Origin of the sequence: Proteus penneri (genome assembly GCF_003144535.1) — a bacterium.
GTDB lineage: Bacteria > Pseudomonadota > Gammaproteobacteria > Enterobacterales > Enterobacteriaceae > Proteus > Proteus penneri.
Genome location: NZ_PHFJ01000003.1, coordinates 192,948 through 210,920, shown reverse-complemented (window position 1 = coordinate 210,920; position 17,973 = coordinate 192,948). Strand labels below are relative to the sequence as shown.

Annotated in this window: 17 protein-coding genes and 4 pseudogenes; 18 read left to right on the top strand and 3 right to left on the bottom strand. The window is 39.4% G+C overall.

The features are described from left to right. Nucleotides 1–9: 9 nt before the first annotated feature. The 3 genes from CUB63_RS05855 to CUB63_RS05845 all read left to right on the top strand — a co-directional run bounded on the left by CUB63_RS05855 (nt 10) and on the right by CUB63_RS05845 (nt 1,431). On the top strand, nt 10–675 hold the full coding sequence (locus CUB63_RS05855; RefSeq protein ID WP_017628356.1) for a hypothetical protein: 666 nt from the start codon (nt 10–12) through the stop codon (nt 673–675). Nucleotides 676–739: 64 nt separating this feature from the next. Further along, nucleotides 740–1,156, top strand: a complete 417-nt coding sequence (locus CUB63_RS05850; protein ID WP_088495934.1) for a hypothetical protein — start codon at nt 740–742, stop codon at nt 1,154–1,156. 44 nt (nt 1,157–1,200) lie between these two features. Next, nucleotides 1,201–1,431: a phage tail assembly protein T gene (locus CUB63_RS05845; protein WP_223231949.1), complete on the top strand. Its 231-nt coding sequence runs from the start codon at nt 1,201–1,203 to the stop codon at nt 1,429–1,431. 24 nt (nt 1,432–1,455) lie between these two features. On the opposite strand, the gene CUB63_RS05840 is transcribed toward CUB63_RS05845, so the two are convergent. Further along, complete coding sequence (locus tag CUB63_RS05840; RefSeq protein WP_004242485.1) at nt 1,456–1,647, bottom strand: YqaE/Pmp3 family membrane protein; 192 nt, start codon at nt 1,645–1,647, stop codon at nt 1,456–1,458. A gap of 126 nt (nt 1,648–1,773) precedes the next feature. Here CUB63_RS05840 and CUB63_RS05835 point away from each other — a divergent pair, with 126 nt between their 5' ends. From CUB63_RS05835 to CUB63_RS05780, 11 genes and pseudogenes are all read left to right on the top strand, one after another. Further along, a complete protein-coding gene (locus tag CUB63_RS05835; protein ID WP_109847651.1) occupies nt 1,774–5,049 on the top strand; it encodes a phage tail tape measure protein in 3,276 nt (1,091 codons plus the stop codon). Next, nucleotides 5,050–5,646: a hypothetical protein gene (locus CUB63_RS05830; RefSeq protein WP_109847650.1), complete on the top strand. Its 597-nt coding sequence runs from the start codon at nt 5,050–5,052 to the stop codon at nt 5,644–5,646. After that, the gene (locus CUB63_RS05825; protein ID WP_109847649.1) at nt 5,646–6,227 is read left to right on the top strand and encodes a hypothetical protein; all 582 of its coding nucleotides are present in this window, start codon (nt 5,646–5,648) and stop codon (nt 6,225–6,227) included. The genes CUB63_RS05830 and CUB63_RS05825 overlap by 1 nt, the downstream gene beginning before the upstream one ends. A gap of 383 nt (nt 6,228–6,610) precedes the next feature. Beyond that, nucleotides 6,611–6,790: a hypothetical protein gene (locus CUB63_RS05820; RefSeq protein WP_072062631.1), complete on the top strand. Its 180-nt coding sequence runs from the start codon at nt 6,611–6,613 to the stop codon at nt 6,788–6,790. 3 nt (nt 6,791–6,793) lie between these two features. Beyond that, nucleotides 6,794–7,281 (top strand): annotated as a pseudogene (locus CUB63_RS05815) (type II toxin-antitoxin system death-on-curing family toxin). Nucleotides 7,282–7,379: 98 nt separating this feature from the next. Continuing rightward, nucleotides 7,380–7,778: a DUF6950 family protein gene (locus CUB63_RS05810; RefSeq protein ID WP_006537800.1), complete on the top strand. Its 399-nt coding sequence runs from the start codon at nt 7,380–7,382 to the stop codon at nt 7,776–7,778. Next, on the top strand, nt 7,778–11,440 hold the full coding sequence (locus CUB63_RS05805) for a phage tail tip fiber protein (protein ID WP_109847648.1): 3,663 nt from the start codon (nt 7,778–7,780) through the stop codon (nt 11,438–11,440). The genes CUB63_RS05810 and CUB63_RS05805 overlap by 1 nt, the downstream gene beginning before the upstream one ends. Before the next feature lie 3 nt (nt 11,441–11,443). Further along, a complete protein-coding gene (locus tag CUB63_RS05800; RefSeq protein WP_004242498.1) occupies nt 11,444–11,695 on the top strand; it encodes a hypothetical protein in 252 nt (83 codons plus the stop codon). Nucleotides 11,696–11,939: 244 nt separating this feature from the next. After that, nucleotides 11,940–12,584, top strand: coding sequence for a hypothetical protein (locus CUB63_RS05790; RefSeq protein ID WP_109847646.1), 645 nt, complete (start codon nt 11,940–11,942; stop codon nt 12,582–12,584). 816 nt (nt 12,585–13,400) lie between these two features. Continuing rightward, nucleotides 13,401–14,963, top strand: coding sequence for an HD domain-containing protein (locus tag CUB63_RS05785; RefSeq protein ID WP_109847645.1), 1,563 nt, complete (start codon nt 13,401–13,403; stop codon nt 14,961–14,963). A gap of 217 nt (nt 14,964–15,180) precedes the next feature. Continuing rightward, complete coding sequence (locus tag CUB63_RS05780; protein ID WP_337247294.1) at nt 15,181–15,402, top strand: isocitrate/isopropylmalate family dehydrogenase; 222 nt, start codon at nt 15,181–15,183, stop codon at nt 15,400–15,402. A gap of 109 nt (nt 15,403–15,511) precedes the next feature. On the opposite strand, the pseudogene CUB63_RS05775 reads toward CUB63_RS05780, so the two are convergent. Continuing rightward, nucleotides 15,512–15,898 (bottom strand): annotated as a pseudogene (locus tag CUB63_RS05775) (tyrosine-type recombinase/integrase); the annotation flags it as partial. Nucleotides 15,899–15,900: 2 nt separating this feature from the next. Further along, a pseudogene (locus tag CUB63_RS17705) lies at nt 15,901–16,218 on the bottom strand (HD family hydrolase); the annotation flags it as partial. 1 nt (nt 16,219) lies between these two features. Between CUB63_RS17705 and CUB63_RS17490 the strand changes: the two are divergent. From CUB63_RS17490 to ymcF, 4 genes and pseudogenes are all read left to right on the top strand, one after another. Further along, a pseudogene (locus CUB63_RS17490) lies at nt 16,220–16,396 on the top strand (antiterminator Q family protein); the annotation flags it as partial. A 319-nt stretch (nt 16,397–16,715) separates the two neighbouring features. Then, nucleotides 16,716–17,237: a YagU family protein gene (locus tag CUB63_RS05765; RefSeq protein WP_072062621.1), complete on the top strand. Its 522-nt coding sequence runs from the start codon at nt 16,716–16,718 to the stop codon at nt 17,235–17,237. Nucleotides 17,238–17,561: 324 nt separating this feature from the next. Further along, entirely contained in the window at nt 17,562–17,774 is a 213-nt protein-coding gene (cspE, locus tag CUB63_RS05760; RefSeq protein WP_004244726.1) for a transcription antiterminator/RNA stability regulator CspE, read from the top strand. Nucleotides 17,775–17,781: 7 nt separating this feature from the next. Continuing rightward, nucleotides 17,782–17,919: a cold shock small protein YmcF gene (ymcF, locus tag CUB63_RS17700; RefSeq protein WP_420902343.1), complete on the top strand. Its 138-nt coding sequence runs from the start codon at nt 17,782–17,784 to the stop codon at nt 17,917–17,919. The last annotated feature ends 54 nt before the right edge of the window (nt 17,920–17,973 follow it).

The following is a 17,973-nucleotide window of genomic DNA, read 5'->3' as shown; positions in this document are numbered from 1 at the left end:
GGAATGGATATGGCAAAGTCAAAAAACCATAAAGCGACGCCTTTCCTCGGCACGAAGATCTTTGTGCAAACAGGCTTAGGGGAGGCGATGACAGTGACGGAAGCGACGTTATCACCCGCAACCATTACCATCGCCAATAATAAACTGAAAGCGGATGACATGATTATGTTATCGGGTTTAGGGGAGTTAGATGGGCGTTTTCCCATTGCACAGGTTGATGGCAATAAAGTGACCCTGTGCGACGAAGTGGATTGGAGTGATAAAACGCTACCTACGGATTTTTCAAACGCCAAAGCACAACGTATTCAATGGTCTAATAATTTCTGTGCGGTAAAAAGTTTCAGTAAAGACGGTTCGACAACCGAACAAATTGATGTCACCACCATTTGCAGTGATGGCAAGGAATATGAATCCGGTGATACGGAATACGGCTCAATTAAATTGACCTTCTTCTTACGTTATAGCTCCAGTGATGTGCAGCGACTCTTGCGTAAATATGAAAACAGCAAAGAAAAATTCGCAGTGAAAATGGTCTTAACGCGAGATGAAGGCTCCATGTTTTATTACGGCTCCGTCGAGACAGGTATGAACATTGATGGCAGTGTAGGGCAAATGATGGATTCGGGGATCTCGATTAAATTGTCTGGCCGTGATTATTTGAATGTGAAGAAATAACCCCTTAATTCATCCACCTCATTATTTCTCTTCTCCCTTCTCGATAAAAAACTTAGGAGTGATTATGTCTAACGCTTTATTGCGTGAATTAGTGTTAAACCAAGCACTGAAAGTGACGCCTTTTACCTATTTAGACAACACTTTTTATGTCAAAGAGCTGGATGTTGGCACCATGAATTACATTCAGCGCAAACTTCGCCAAATTAAAATCAAGCTCGCCGAAGCGCAGGATATTTACTTAGACGAAGACGATCCCGAACAATTTAATGAGGCGATAAATCGTGTCTACGATGAATATGATGTCGCCAGAATGTTGGCTTTTAAGTTGTGTGATGAAAAAGGGGAACTGCTTTTTGATGCAGAAAATGAAGAAGACTTAAAAGGTCTTAATCGATTAGGGCAAGGGTTCTCTAATGCGGTGTTTACAGCAGAAGCGGGGAACAGCGAAAAAAACTCGGAGACCGACGGCAATTCCAACTGATATTGTCGTTGGCTCTGGGAAAAACGCTCGCGGAAATCGAGCAAATGCCCGAAAGCCACTTGTGTGAATATGAAGCTTTTTATCGCAAACAACCCTTTGGTTTATGGCGAGAGGATTATCGGATGGCACAAGTGGCGCATCTTCTTGCGATGATAAATCGTGATCCGAAAACGTCTCCGCCTGAATTGATGGATTTTATGCCGATGTGGAAGAAGAAAATCACGGAAGAAGAGCTGTGGGATAACGTTACTGAGAGTGTATTAGCTAATCGATAGCCCCACATCAGTGGGGCTTAATCGTTAACCACCGCGAGACATTTTCTCAATTTTTTTATCCGTATTGTATTGAGAAAGCGCATAAACCGACCAGATAGCCGCAGGGATCCAGCCAATTAATGTGATTTGTAGGATAAGGCAGAAGATGCCAGCAAATGGGCGACCAATCGTGAAAAATTGTAACCAAGGTAGTAATAACGCCAGAATAAGTCTCATAAAACCCCCTCTATTATTCGAAATTTCAGTTTATCAATAATTAAATCAATAGCAAATAACAAGGAATATTGCATTTATTCAGGGTGAAAGTTTGCTTTTGTAGTGTTCATACCAAGGATTGAATTTATGGCGGGAGCATTAGGTAGATTAAATATTGATTTGACGCTGAATACGGCAAATTTCACAAATGCGATCAACCGTAGCCAGCGCCAAACAGAACAATTTGGGCAAAGTATTCGCGTCAGTCTTCAAGCTATCACCGTACAACAAGAGCGAATGGTATCACAAACCGTAAAATCCTCGGCGCTTTTTGCCCGTTTTGCGAGTGTCACCGCAAGTGCATTATCCATTCATCAAGTAATTAATTATGCTGATAGTTGGACGGAATTACAGAACCGTTTAAAACTGGTGACAGAAAGTTCTGTCGAGTTAAATAAAGCCACACAAGCAGTCTATGGCATTGCCCAAAAAACCTATCAATCATTGGATGCCACAGCACAAGTTTATCAACGTTTTGCGGATAATGCCGATCGCTTAGGATTAAGTCAGCAAAAAGTCGCTGAACTCACGGAAACCGTCTCAAAAGCCGTGGCGATTTCGGGAGCAAGTGCAACCGCAGCCCAAGCAGCATTAACTCAATTTGGTCAAGCATTAGCCTCGGGGCAGTTACGTGGCGAAGAGCTAAATTCAGTGATGGAGCAAACCCCTGCGTTAGCGAAAGCCATCGCTGACGGAATGGGTGTCAGTGTGGGTGAACTAAGGAAGAAAGCCCAAGACGGTGAAATGACGATTGAGAAAGTCATTCAAGCCTTAGAACGTGCAGCCGACAGTGTGGATAAAAAATTTGCTACCAGCGTGACAACAGTTAGCCAAGGTTTTACCAATCTTCAATCGGCGATGACAAAATTTATCGGTGAAGCGAATCAAGGTACAGGTGCGACTCAGCTTTTTACCACAGGGATGACCACTCTTGCCGATAATCTATCGTTAGTGGCCAAAATGGTTGAAGGGATCGCCGTCACGGCATTGGTAGCAAAACTCTCTCAATGGACGAAAGCCACTTATCTGAAAAATCAGACAACGTTGAATGAAGCCAAAGCCACATTACACAGTGCAGAGGCAAACAGTGTGGCAGCAACCAGTGCCGTGAGGAAGGCATGGGCGGATAAAGAAGCCGCCACATCGGCGCTCAATAGAGCCAAAATGGAATATCAAGTTGCTAGAGGCACTAACGCGGAAAAAATCGCACTCGATAATCTTATCGCCACAAAGTCACTCGCAAGAACGGCCTCTTTAAACTATACACAAGCATTAACCGCAGAAAATGTTGCTCAACGCGCATTAACAACCGCTCGGCGTCAATCAACGGTGGCGGGGCGAGCGCTCAACAGTGTTATGGGATTAGCGGGTGGCCCTATTGGATTAGTGCTGACTGGTGTTGCGGCATTGGGCATGGGATTGTATGAATACAGCGAAAATGTCAAACAAGCCAAGTTAGAATCGATTGAATTTGCTAATTCCCTTGATACATCAACAGAAGCGTTAAACAAAATGAGCAATGCCACGTTAGTGGCGAATTTAAGCAAAGTTTCATCGGGCATTAACGCGCAATTGGAGAAAATCGAGGAACTTAAACAACAGGTTATTTCCTTACAAGGTCTATCAAAATACAGCGTTGAGAGTGAAAAGGCGTTTACTGAACAAGGTGTGGGGGATTTATACCTTAAACGAGTAGCTGAAAAGCAAAAAGAGCTTGATGCTGCGATGGGAATGTATGCCGAGCAAGTTAACAACTTAGAGCGTCAGCGAGCCAATATGCAAAATATGTTGGCGACACTCAAAGAAAAAGTGGGCGATCAAGCCCCTGAATATAAACGCTATGTCACTGAGTTACAAAATGTTGATGCCGTTATCAATTCACTTAAGGCGAGCTTAAAGAGTTTAGGCATTGAATATGAATCACTCATTGATATCACGCTTCAGGCGACAAATAGCCAAGTGAATGCCGCCACGACGATTGCTAAACAGATTGATGAATCGATTGAAAAATCGCAACGTTCAGTAGCAAAAGCGCAAGCCACAGGGAAGGTATTAGCGAAATTAAATGCAGAAGATGTATTGGCCTCACGCAAAATTACACCAGATATGCAAGGCTACGATAAAGCCTTACAAGCTGAAATTGAGGCACAACTGGCACTGCAAGCCAAACGGACGTATAAGCCCAGCCATAAATCAACCATTGATTATGCCAAGCAATACACCAAAATCTTAACGGAATTGGAGGAAAAACAAGCCTCACTGATTGCGGATGGACAAAGCATTCAGCTGTATGGCACTACCTCTTCTTTTAATGAGTACACATCCGCCTTAGCTGATATCAAACAGAACAAAGATAAGTTTGATGCCATCTTAAAAATCGATCCCAAAGCGATTGAGACGATAAAAGAAAAAGCGAAAGCCATTGATGACTTAGCGCGAGCCAACTCGGTTGCGCAATTTGCTTATGATCGCGGTAAAGAAATTGAGCAGATGCAATTTGAAACTTCCTTGATAGGAAAATCGCGCGCAGAGCAAGAAAAGCTCAATGCCCTTCGTCAGATTGATGTGCTGTATCAGCAAGCCAGTGTGGATTTAGGCGAAAAAGAGCTGGTGAACTTACAACGCAATGTTGAACTCACTAAACAGCAGATTGAGGCAGAGCTGAGGAAGCGAGAGGCCATGAAAGGCGATCCGATGGCGGGATTAAAACAAGGATTATCGGATTTCAGTGAGTCGGCCATGAATGTGATGGAGAACGTCAGAAACGTCACTACCAATGCGCTGAATAATATGTCTGATGCATTAGCCGATTTTGCTTTAACGGGCAAAGGAAGCTTTAAAGATTTTGCCAATGCGGTGATCTCCGATATCACTCGAATGGTAATGAAAATGCTGATTTTCAAAGCCATTGAAGCAGGCGGGCAGGCAATGGGCTTTGATATGGGATGGATGAGCAAAGGGCATGCTTACGGTGGCTATACGGGGCATGGAGGAAAATTCGAACCTAAAGGGATTGTGCATGGTGGTGAGTTTGTTTTTACCAAAGAAGCGACGGCTAAATTGGGTGTCGGCAATCTCTATCGCTTAATGCATGCGGCGCAAGGTTATGCTTCAGGGGGCTTTGTGGGGGCGGTCGCAGGACGAATACCCGTTACACCGCAACCGACGTTAGCCCGTGCCGGTGGTGTGCAAATGACGGTCGTTAATCATATTACAGTGACAGGAAATGGTGACGCTGTACTTGCGCAGGCAATGAAAGAAGCCACACAACAAGGGACAGAAGCCGGCGCACAGAAAGCTCACGCGATGATGTTACAAGACTTTCAAAGTAATGGCGCAGCACGCAGAACATTAGGAGTCTAAATGTCTATTCTTGAATGGCCAAAAGAGGTGATCCCCACACAGGAAAACTGGCAATTATTGAGTAACAGCAAAACCTTTACCTCGCCGTTTAATGGAAGTAGCCAAACGGTACGCTTTCCGGGAAGCCGTTGGCGTTGTGAGCTGACATTCAATAATTTAAATGAAGAGAAATCGCGCCAGTTAGAAGCGCTGGTGGCTTCATTGGATGGCATGTCGGGGCGAGTCAAAATAGCCAGTTGGATAAGAAAAGGGCGTTATGGGTATGGTTCGCCTCGTATTGCAATACCAAGCCAATTAGGTCATCGGCTAGAAACAAAGGACTGGAAGCGCAATATGCGCGTGTTACAGCAAGGGGATCGTTTAACTGTGGGCAATGAACTCAAAATGGTGGTGGCTGATGTGGTCAGTGATAATCAGGGGTATGCCAGTATCCCTATTTCACCGATGTTAAGAACGTCACCTACTGTTAATGAAATGCTTGAGGTTGAGCGTCCTTTTGGGGTTTTTCGGCTTGTTGATAATGAACAGGGGAAATTTCAGCATCGCCGCTTGGGGTATACCCATATCACGTTATCTTTTGAGGAGGTGTTGTACTAATGCAATATCATCCATTTTCTGACGGTATGGTAAAGGCGATTAATGAGGGGGCTTATATCGTCTTAGCCGCCAGACTCGATTTGAAATCAGGCGTCACCTGTGCGCATACCGGTGTTGGGCAACTAATTATTGCAGGGGAAACTTATTTAGGTGTAGGAAGTTTAGGCGAAATCAGTCAGCTAAAAGAAAATAAGACAACCAGCCCTCCACAATTACAGCTTAAATTAGCGGGTTTTGATAAATCGCTGGTGGGGATGGTGATGAATGAGCAAAGTCGAGGGCGAGAAGTGCGATTGATGATGGTTGCCATCAGTGAAGAGGGGAAACCGTTGCTTGCTGAAGTCTTATTTGTCGGACAAATCACATCGATTAATGTGGTGTCTGGCGAAGAAAATGCCGTATGTGTTAATGTTTCTAATCGATTCGAGCGGTGGTCAATCGGGTTACCCGATAGATTTACCGATGAGTCGTGGTCATCTCGAAGACAAGGTGATCGCATCTTTCGCTATGTGGCTCAAATGGCTGAACGGGCGATTTATTGGGGCAGCAAGAAAGATGCACCTGCATTTATTTATAAATAATCTTATTGCTTTGTTAAACCCACTTTTGTGGGTTTTTATTGCATAAACAAGAGGAACTGTGTCCTTTGTTGTTTCATGAAAGAGCTAAATTTATCCTTGTTAGAAGATATCAGCGTTGGGAGTATAGATAGGTAGTTGATGCCAAAAACTACATTCATATACCTTTATAACCGCAAAAAAAACAAGCTTTAGTTGATAAATCTGGGTTGTAATGGCGACAAGATGACTCTATTATGAATAGGCCACTGGTCGAAAAGGTTCACAAAAAATAATCCAGTACCCACTAACAGTGTGGGTGATTTTTTACATGCAGAGTAATTGCAATAACCTCAAAATCGTCTATTTTGTATATATGCCAGAGATCCTGGTAAGAGGGTATTTATATGAGTCACGCACTGAGAAAGGCTAGTCGTTTAGATATACCGCCTCGTGACAAAAGTAAAGTTGCGTCTCCTAGAGCAGTAGTTGGATATAATTGCTCACACAAAGATCAAGTGAAAAATGCTTTCAGTCTTGGCTTTGAGCGTTATGAGACTGCTATGGATAAATTATCTAAGGTGTGATAGATGTCTAGGGAGTTTGGTTATCATCTTGACGGCGTGAATTACTTATCTGTTGATGACATAATTTATATCAATGAAGTTCTTATTAAAGCACAAACGCCAGATGAGCCAATCCAAGTTTTAAATCAAAGCAATCTAGAATCGTCACAAGCCAGACCTAGCGTAATAAGATATTACGAACAAACAGAGGATATGTTTAGATTATCCTCTGTTCTTATTGAAAGCCTTATCCAAAACCATCCATTCGCGAATGCTAATAAAAGAACAGCCATGATGTGTGGTTATGTTTTTTATTGATAAATGGTTATGAGCTTACTGCACCAAGTGATGATATGGTTGATATTGCATCTGGTTTAGCCACTAAAGATTATAGTTGTGAGGATCTTGAGAATTGGCTGTGTCATTGGTCTAGGACTTATGACACAGTAGAATTATGTAATCCTGATTTCGGTAAACTATGTTGTGGTGTAATCAAATTAAAAAATATCTGATATTACGCAATTGAAACTAACCCACTTCGGTGGGTTTTTTATTGCCTGAATTTCACCATGCCTCTTAATTGAGGTTTTTTGCTATTTAAGGTCAGTACATGAAACAACCTAACTGGACACTTAAATTACCTGAAACCATAAGGGCGGCGATGAGTCGCCCTTTTTCATGGGGTGAATTTGATTGTTGTATTTTTGCCTCGGAATGTATTTACGCACAATGCGGTTTCTCGCCAATAAAGCCTTATCTCAATCACTATAAAACCAAAGCCGAAGCCTTCAACCTGATCAAATCTAAATTTGGCACATTAGAGAAAGCCGTATCACGCTATTTCAAATCCATTGAGATTGAGCGCGTTCAGCGTGGCGACCTCGTATTGTTTAAAGGTGAGGACGGTGACAGTTTAGCCGTGGTTTGGGCGAGGCATTATTGGGGAGTAACCCCACAAGGTGTGAAGCCAGTGCAGATTAACCCAATCAAAGCGTGGAGAGTGGAATAATGGGTGGGAGTGGTGGATTAATTTCAAAAGTCGTGGGCGCAGGCTTAATGATTGCGGGGCTATTTACCGGAGGTGTTACCTCGGCGATGGGGATGGCGCTGATGGCAGCAGGCGTTGCGGTTCAAGTCGCGGGTTCGCTTATCTTTAAGCCAAAACTGCCTTCCATGAATTATCGAGATACCAGTGAACGCAAACAGATGTTACGTTCATCGTCTGCCCCTGAAACCGTGATCGTTGGAAAAACAGTGATATCGGGTTTGCTTTTCTTCGCCGAAGAAGAGGCGGGTGAACAAGATGAAAACGAAAAAATCACACTGACATTGGCTCTGGCAGGGCACCCCATAGAGAAAATCGGGAAGATTTGGTTGGGTGATGATCTCATTGAGACGTTTGGTGATAAAGCCTCATGGGAATTACATAACGATAGGGAAAATGCCGATCCCTTTATGCTTAAAAATTGCCCGTCATGGAAAGAGGATATGATTGGTCGAGGTCTGGCGTGGTTACGTGTGACACTCATGTTTGACCAAGAAAAATTCCCTTATGGATTACCCAATGTGAAATGTGAAGTTTGGGGAAAACATCTGTTTGATCCTCGCACTGGGCAAACTGCATGGAGTAATAATGGGGCCTTAGTGGTTTTAGATTATTACCGCCATTATTTAAAAGTACCTGATACAGATATTGATTTTGACAGCTTTAAACAGGCAGCCGATTTATGTGATGAAAAAGTGAGTCTGCCAGAAGGCGGATTTGAGTCGCGATATACCCTTAATGGTGCCTATGACTTAAATGAGAGTCCATCCAGTGTCTTGGAGGCGATGCACAAATGTATTAACGCGGAACCGACATTTACCGCAGGAAAACACGGTATTCAAATCGGCGCTTATTATGGGCCTGCAATAAAAACCATCACTGAATCACAATTGATTGGCACTGTCACGTGTACCCCTGAAACAGGTTTAAAAGACGCGACCAATGCGGTGTATGGCACGTTTATTGATGCCGAACAGTTGTACATAAAAACCGACTTCACGCCTGTGATTGTGGACGAATGGGTGAAAGAGGATGGCTTAGAAATTCGGGAGAACATCGATTATCGTTTTGTCACCAGCCCTTATCAAGCCCAACGATTAGCCCGCCAATATCTCCGTAAAAAGAAAGCCGGAAGACGGGTTCAACTCACGATGAACTTAGACGGCTATGCTTATCGCCCAGGGGAAGTTGTGCTTTTAGAATTACCTTCTTTGGGGATTAGTGGGCTGGAATTCCGTATTGCCGAATGGTCTTTCCATGCATTAGACGGTGTGGCTTTAACGTTGGAAGAGGATGGTGCCTATTTATATGAAGATGTGGTTGGCAAACCGTTTGAGCGTCCGCCATTTGTGAGTTTACCCGCTGGTGGTGTTGCTTCACCGATTAATCTTACTTTTGTTCCACTTGCAGTCAGTGACATCGTGCAAGGTACGCTTTCTTGGCAGAATGTGGCGTCTGATGTGCGCTATAACACCGTTACTATTCTTCAAGAAGGCAATGTTATTCAATCTATTCAGGTACCGGCTGAGCGTGTTGATATTAACGGATTAGCGCGAGGCACTTATCGTGTTGAAGTTAGGGCGACAAATGTGGCTGGCGCAATGTCGGCACCCGCTATCAGTGATTTTGCCATTCAAGCCCCACCGCCTCCAGAGCATATTGATGTTACCTCTGGCTTATTTAATCTGACCGTTGCACCGAAACAAGGCGATAGTGCTGTCTTTGGTTATACCTTTGAGTTTTGGTTTAGTGAGGAAAAGCTCGCTAATTTTTCTGAAAATGAAGTGATCACCAAAACAAACAAAGTTGGCCAAGGGAATTTCTGGACGCAAGAGAACTTAAAAGCAGGACATACGTATTATTTTTATGTTCGAACAATCAACAGCTATGGCAAATCACCTTTTGTGGAGGCTTCTGGTGTTTGCTCAGCTCAAACCGATTTAATTCTTGAAGAATTAGCGGGGCAAATCAGCCGAGACCAACTCGCACAAGACTTATTGGGTGAAATTAACAGTAAAGCTAACCAATCAGCTGTTGTTGAATTAAACACGCAAGTGAAAGCAAACCATGATGCGATTTTAGCGGAGCAAGTTGCGCGAGGAGCGGTAATTAACCAAGAGCAACAAGCTCGTGCTGAAGCTGATAAAGCGGAGGCTCAACAACGCCAATTCTTAGCCACCCAACTTCGTGGTGATTATACCGGCAATGATTTATCGAAAGTCACCGCAGGACTTATCTCCGCCGAGAAACAAGCGCGTGTTACAGGCGACCAAGCGGAAGCAAAAGCCAGACAGTCATTGGAAACACGGATGAATGGGAATGTTTCCGCGATTAATAAATCACTAGAAACCCTCACCTCGAAACAGCAAGCGCAAACGCAAGAGATTTCAACGCTCAATTCAAATTTGAAAGGGAAAGCCGATAGCAGTGCGGTTAATGCGTTAAATACCCGAGTATCTAATCTTGATGGCAAAGTGACGTCCGCAACCTCTCAGGTACAAACGTTATCCAGCAAATTAGATAAAGTGAAAGCCGATTTAACTGAATCTGTGGTGGTGGATTTAGATTTATCAAAACTCAATGAAAACACCTATTATCCAGTGATTTTACCTTTAGTGACCTCTCGACGTTACGCGTTTAAGGTTTTTAGAACCTTAGGACAATATTCAGACAATAAACCCAGCTATGCAACTCACAGCACCAAAGGTTTTGCCGTGATTGTGGAATGGCAAGTGAGTGGTTCTGGATGGGGAACTCAGTCTGAAAACCGTATCATTGATAACTTTGATTGGCGATGGACAAATCAATCTCCTGTGATGGGGCCTGCTCAATTAACGAATGGCTCTGTGGAATATATCTATTTGCGAGGAGGGGCAAAATATCAGCTTACTAAGCATAAAAGTATTAACCATCAAATCATCACCAGCACTTATACCAACAACAAGCAATCGGTGGCACCGAAAGGGTTTGTGGCGAATGAAGTACCTAAGTCCAGCGAACAGAAAGCCAATGCAACGGCGAATGCGGTAAGCCAACTTGAAACTAAAGTGACTGAAGTTTCAGGCAAAGTTACCTCTACCGCTCAGCAGGTCACTCGCTTAGAAAGCCAAGTGGGTACAAGTTCAGCCAAAATCGAACAAACTTCGAAAGTGGTCACAGACATAAATGGCAAAATTTCGGCATCATGGACAATGAAAGTTCAGCAAGACAGCAAAGGGAATAAAGTCATTACTGGCATTGGCTTAGGATTTAATGCGCAAGGAAATAGCCAATTTCTGGTCAATGCCCAAAACTTTGCGGTGATATCGTCATTAAACGGCAAAGTGGTGACACCGTTTGTGATCCAAAATGGACAAGCTTTTTTCAATGATGCGTTATTTAGCAAGGCAACCATTGATAAATTATCGATAGGTAAAAAAATCACATCCACTAATTATTCAGCTGGCAAGAAAGGATTTAATATTGATGCCACAACAGGGAATGTGGAATTAAATGATGCAGTATTTCGTGGACGGTTAGATATTAACTCAGGAGGAACAAAAGGGCGGTTAGTGATCACAAATAATACTATTTATGTTTACGATGAAAACAATCAGTTAGCGGCAAAAATAGGTTATTTAGGGTAGCGTATGAAGTTTATTGTTTTAATTACAGCATTATTATTGTCAGGGTGTACCTCTGGATATAAAAAAGTCGATTGCCAAGGTGTTTATCAAATAAAAACTTTTCACTATCAACAACCTGTATTAGTAAAGTTTGATAAAAAGAGAGAAACCATTAAAGGGCCTCTTTATCATGCTGTACCTCAATTAGGATTTAAATTCTTAGGAGGATGGGTATCTCCTGATGCCGTAGAGGACTTTTCATGTCGTGGGGAATAGAGATATATGAAAAAGGAAAGCCAATAAAAATCACAAGGCGTTCGTTTATTTTTGATCAAATAGCGGTCACTCAAAATGGCAGTAAAACTTATAATAATATTCCTAAAGGGCGGTCATTGGCCGCCTATATTGTCGCTAGAAATCGAGGATCTTATTTCACTGTTAGAGTCGAGAATAATAAAATCTCGTGGAATTCTTTACGCGGTAGTCAATCGATTAATGGAATTATTATGGTACTAATGAAATGAGTAAATATGGTGCACTATTTTTTAATCAGGGTATTACCGAAGAATTAACACCTTATGAATCAGCCGTTTTTTTAAAAAAGATAAAAACTAAGCCGGGGCTAATTAAAATTATCGAAGGTAATAATAACGCAGTGCCACTTATTTTTATTCGAGTTCTTAATTCTTCTAATCCATCATTAGGTGGATTATCTGAAGTGATTTATGAGAATAATGCGTGGTGTGTGAATTTAATTGATACTATTCAAGGCAATTCAGCAGAATATGAGCTCTATGTATTTGTGAAGTCTTCTTATCATATTTCACTTCATCCCCAAAAATGGGGAATTCAAATTTATCATAAAGGTGTTATTACACATGCTTCAAGTCAAAGACCGCTTAATTTATTAGAGGGAAATAATTTTGTTCTCACAGGAAATAATTGGAGTGGCGTGGATGTCGGTTTCCCTTGTGCGGTATTAATCACAACAATTGGGCATATTGGGATGATGGATTCGATGGGAGGAAAAACAATTAGAGTAACCCTTTGTGGCCGAGGTAACCGCATTATCCCTCATTCCATGATAGTATCCGGACAGATGTCAACAACCTCACTAGGTAAGCAGTATTTTTATATTGATGTGAGGGAGTATGGTGGGGGATAGAAAACCACGATGAAGGGATGAGTACGTAAGAATTATAAAGCAAAGTATATATTTCTTAGTGATTATTATCATAGCTGGCATCAAGCTAGCTGTTCAAGACTAGAGTGAGATTTGCTTAGTAGGCAATTACAGAACTTCGATCAATTTAGTTTGATTCTCTATCTCGATCTTAACTCTATTCATACTCTCATACGCAATTCTAGCTTCCTCCCCCCTGATTTTTCTATTTTATCATCATTTCCCATATAACTTGCAGAATGCTCAATTGCTTCTTTGTATTGTTGTTTTAGTGTGTAAAAACATGAGGTAGTTTTACAAGTTTTTTTGTAAAGTTAAGTTCAATATTTACATTATTCATTTGAATTCCTACATGAGGCTAAATCATACCTACTAAGGAAAATAAGGTTTTGTAGAAAGAGTTTGGTGCTTAGTTTATTACAGCATTCATTAGATGTAATGTTTAATGTGATGGAACTACTTAGTTATCATGAATGTAACGTCTGCCACCAGCTCGAGATGAATTTCATATTTAAGTATCTATATCATTTTTATTCTCGCCCTTAAGTGAAATTATGCAATCATAATTCTATACTGTTTTAAATATCTCAGAATATGAGCTTAATTTAGACCCTAGTGTTTATTTGAAGTGTGCCATCCCATCAATCAGGATTACAATCCAAATACATAGGTTATTTGAATATATGAAGCCATATTGATATGCTGTTTCATAATATATTTTTTATTAAAAAACCAATGAAAAACTGTAAATATTAATACTATTTAATTTAATAATAACCATACAAAAAGGAAAGTATCGTGGCACAAGAAAAAAAACCTGAGAACTTCGAAGACCTGCTTTTAGGGAAGTTTCTAGATCCCATACATGGAGTTATTCGAATTACTAAGCTTGAAAAAAAAATAATTGACCATCCTTTATTTCAAAGACTAAGAGATATTAGACAGAATACTTTTTTATATAAAGTATTTCCTTCTGCAATGCACTCTCGTTTTGAGCACTCAGTTGGAGTGATGCATTTATCGTATGAAATATTGAAAAATCTAGATTTAAATGCATTAATTTATAATCGTAAAAATGAGAGTGTTGACCTCTATCTGGATATAAAAAAAATACCAATAAACCTTATCCAAGAACTGCGTATTGCAGCTTTGTTACATGATGTTGGGCATGGTCCTTTAGCCCATCAATTCGATAGTTTTGCAATAGATATAGATAAATTCAAAGAAAAATGTAAGATTGAAGGCACTAATAAATACGATAAGATCATATCACTAGCTGAAAATGGAGAAAGAAAATTAAGTCACGAACAAGTATCATGTATTTTTATTAAGGAAATTATTGATGAATTGAAAAATAAAGCTGAAAGCGAATCAGATGGTGACGATGTTTATAAAGAAAACATAAATATAATTAACACAGATAGTATTATAAGAATCGTTGAAAAAAACTATGAATTTGAAAATGAAATAGAAGGTCTGAATATATATCCTTTGTTAGGTTCAATCATATCATCTTCACCTATAGATGCAGATAGAATGGATTACTTACTGAGAGATAGCTATTTTTCAGGTGTTAAGTATGGGATTTATGATTATGGACGATTGCTAATGTCATTTATTCCTGTAAAAGATGAAAATAATGTTTACTTGGCATATAAAGAAAGTGGTATGGATTCAATACTAGAGTTTGCTAATGCAAGAAGTGGTCTTTATAGTCAAGTTTATTTCCATAAAACCAATCGTGCGCTATCTGCCATGCTTAATAAAGCGTGCTCTGACTCAGATACTGTTAATGTTATATCTTTAGATTCTAGCGATACAATCATTGATATAATGAAAAATTTTTATCGAAATAACCCAGATAAGAAATTTTTAGAGCATACGCTTAAAAATGTATTAAATGGCCCTTCAAAAGAAATAATTAATGATATTGTTAATAGAAATGTGTGGAAAAAAATATATGAAAAAAAACACACATTTTCTAATGTTAGACTTTCAGATAATACATTCAAAGAATACAAAAAAGAAATATCTAGAGAAATCAACTCTATTCTCGAAAATGCTAAAATTGGAAAAGAATGTGCTCTTGACTTTCAGATCGAAGATAATTTCAAAGACATTGAAAAAAGCCAAGCTAGAATTATTAAAAAAGAAATAAATGGTAAGTATAAAATAAATAAACTGTGTGATTTTAATGAAGCACTTCAACCATATCACTATGTTAAGTTTTTTATTCGTGTTTTTGTATCAAAGTCTACTCAATCGACAAATATTAGAAAATTCGAACAGTTGGTTGAAGATATTGAAGAAGTTGTTAAAGATAAAATCAATGATATTGAAATGCAAAAAAAGCAACAATAGAATCCTAGAGTTCTCGTAACATATTCTTTAATGCTAAAGCCCCATCGCCGTTAGTTATTCTCAGTAGCTAACGGTGACCATGTCTAATGGTTAGTATGATCTAGTTATTTTCATTGTACTGGTCGCTAAGTACATTTGAAATCACTTCCCCAAAACCACACCAATCCAAACTAAAAATCAACCAGTTACATACAAACCAAGATCACATAAAAAATAAATTACAACCATAATAATTATAGTTTATTTAATAAGTTACTTAATTATTATGGGTATAATGCTACGCCACATGGGTTGGACAGAAGCCGCTGACTTAATCATTAAAGGTATGGAAGGCGCAATTGCCGCTAAGACCGTAACTTATGATTTCGAACGTCAGTTAGAAGGCGCTAAACTGCTGAAATGTAGCGAGTTTGGTGACGCGATTATCAAACATATGTAATTGTTGATTTGATAAATAGTTAACGGGAGCTTATTAGTTCCCGTTTATTTTTTGTACTATAAAATTCTTCCCCAAAATATCCCCAAAACTCTTCCCCAAAACTGTTCAATTAAACAGCAATAATTTGCCATTCTTTGCCTCTATCATCGTGGTATTTATCAGTCATATTTTGTGTTTTATGACCCAATAATTTTTGTGTATTAATTCCTTGTTCTCGATAAAGTCGCTCAGATAAAGATCGCTGTTCATGGAAAGTAGGTGCCGTACCTTTTTCCCAAGTTAACCCACATTTATCTCGCGCTTTTTTAAATGTTGTGGTTAACGTATTTGGCGTGACTTGCTCACCGCGTTTCGCTTGTGCGGTGGTATGTCGATAATGCACGAGGTATTTACTCACAACCGCGTCACGACATTGAGCAACGACATCCCTTAAGGAGAGATTGATAGCTTCACATTTTAGCGAGAGAGGGATGGCTAACTTACTGCCTGTCTTCTCTTATCAATTTCTAAATCTCGTTTTTCGGTTGCTAACATCATTAAGTCGGCTAAATGAACGGCGGCCGATATAACGGGTGGCAAGTTATATTTTTGACGAATAACAGCATCAATTCTTTTTTCTATTTCCTTATATTCAGGTAATAGCTTTTTAAGTGATGATGGCAGATCTTTTACATAAGCTTCACTGGCATCATGAAGTAAGGCTTCTAAAGCATATTCAGGAACAACTAAATAGCTGACATATACCGAGTGTTGAGCAACAGAATAGAAATTATCAATCTGCCCATTAAATCGGCATTCATTAGCTAAACCTGTCGCATTAAATAAAAAGAATAGTGATATGCATGACCTATTGCTTGATTACTATTTATTCGGAATGACATTTATGCAACTTACTAACAAGCACAATTGCTCTGATGGGCATATAGGTAAAAAATTACAAAAGGCAGAAGGAATAATAGAAGATATGTTAAAGATGCCAAATGTTCCATTATAGATGGTTTGATATGTGGAAAAAATCATATAAAAACTTTACGTACGTAAAAATAATGAGGTTGAGATAAGAGTGGCATCAAGGTCAATTAGCTTATTAGCTTGGCTTTTTGCAGGGTTTTATTTTTAGATATATGATTATTAATCAAAAAATTTGTTGAGAGTTTTTTGTTTTCATTGATTATTTGTTTATATTTAAGATGAAATTTATTGTTATGCTATAAGAATAAATCTGTAGTGTTTAACTAATAATTAAAATAATAAACAGGTATTCTTATCTCTACTATACTCATAATATTCAATTTATAGAGCGAGTATATATAATGATTGATTTGTTTAAATTAACGAAAAAAAGTTCTAGGCATATTGGTATAGCAATATACGTAGGTATTATAGCGGGTATCTTTTCAGCTTTAGTAAAGTCTGGTTTTGAAGACCTAATTCCACCGAGAACACTTGAAACGACACCTCCTCCAGTTGTCTTATTAGAAAAGCTAGGATTAAATATAGATACTATGACTTATCATTGGATGGGATATAGTATTAATTGGGGCGGTAATGGTGTTCATATATTATTCTCAATAGTTATCGCTGTGATATATTGTGTTATTGCTGAATACTTACCAAAGGTTAAATTATTACACGGTATTTGTTTTGGTATTGGTGTTTCTGTTTTTGCTCATGGTTTAGTTGTACCATTATTAGGGCTATCTAGCTGGCTTTGGACAGCAGGTTATCAAGCATTAGTTTCTGAGTTTGTCGGAACCGCTTTTTGGATCTGGTCAATTGAAGCGATTAGACAAAATTTGCGTTATTGTTTAACTAAAGAAAAAGATGCTGAGTAGATAAGAAAGTTCAGCCTTAATCTGTTATAAATCTCTTAAAGATCGCCTAGGCGGTCTTTTTTATTAAGCTTTTATTTTTGATAGTACACACAGGTGATTTACCGCTAAAAATAAAGTTTGCTATCTGAATTTTTCTATGGCTTAATAGCGTCACTGGTTTGGAAGTACAGACCTATTTATGTTAGTAAGTTTAAAGTTGTTCCCGTTTAGCGTTATCCTCGATACCTCTTCATTGTGAATTCCTTCTAATTAATTCCCATAAGTAAAAATACAAAACAAACCACATATGCCTTATGGCAAATTAAATAAATTAAAGGAAATTCTATGTCTAATACAATGACTGGTACAGTAAAATGGTTCGATGAAGGTAAAGGTTTTGGTTTTATTACTCCAGCTGATGGCAGCAAAGATGTATTCGTACATTTCTCTGCAATCCAAAGTGATAGCTTCAAAACATTAGCTGAAGGCCAACAAGTTTCATTCACCATGGAAAATGGTATGAAAGGTCCAGCAGCAGGCAACGTGGTGGCTCTCTAAAGACGCTATTACTATTCGCCTCTATTTTAAATGCCCTTGTTGCGGTTCACAATATAGAACATCACAATTTGATGTCACAGTGAACAATCCACACGGCGCAAAATGTATCTTTTGCAAAAGTGTGATGACAGCTCAAATGAGTTAAGCATTAAATAGTTGAATATACAAAACCTCGCTTCGGCGGGGTTTTTTGCTATCT